This window comes from Marinilactibacillus sp. XAAS-LB27 (assembly GCF_036039175.1).
Taxonomy (GTDB): Bacteria; Bacillota; Bacilli; order Lactobacillales; family Carnobacteriaceae_A; genus Marinilactibacillus.
Genome location: NZ_JAYXKP010000020.1, coordinates 1 through 447, shown reverse-complemented (window position 1 = coordinate 447; position 447 = coordinate 1). Strand labels below are relative to the sequence as shown.

General features: G+C 46.3%; 3 tRNA genes. All 3 read left to right on the top strand.

From position 1 onward, the window contains the following. A tRNA-Gln gene (locus VXN63_RS12090) sits at positions 1-73 on the top strand. Positions 74-99: 26 nt separating this feature from the next. Then, positions 100-170, top strand: a tRNA-Cys gene (locus tag VXN63_RS12085). Positions 171-197: 27 nt separating this feature from the next. After that, positions 198-281: transfer RNA gene (locus VXN63_RS12080), tRNA-Leu, on the top strand. Positions 282-447 lie beyond the last annotated feature (166 nt).

The following is a 447-nucleotide window of genomic DNA, read 5'->3' as shown; positions in this document are numbered from 1 at the left end:
TGGGCTATAGCCAAGCGGTAAGGCAGCGGGTTTTGATCCCGTCATCCCCCAGGTTCGAATCCTGGTAGCCCAGTTTCATACCAAATGAATAAATTGTATGGCGGTATAGCCAAGTGGTAAGGCAGAGGTCTGCAAAACCTTCATCACCGGTTCAAATCCGGTTACCGCCTTGTCTAACAGTTAAACAGACTTAACAGGCCGGCGTGGCGGAATTGGTAGACGCGCTGGACTCAAAATCCAGTGCCCGTTAGGGCGTGCCGGTTCGACTCCGGCCGCCGGTATTGAAAAAGCAAAAGCTTTTTCAAAAGAGCTGTTGACACTATGGTAACAGCGTGGTATGATATATAGGTTGCTGATAAAGACGTCGACTTGATCAAACAAATTGATCAAAAACAACTTGTGAAAAAGTTGTTGACATCGAAACAACAACATGGTATGATATATGAG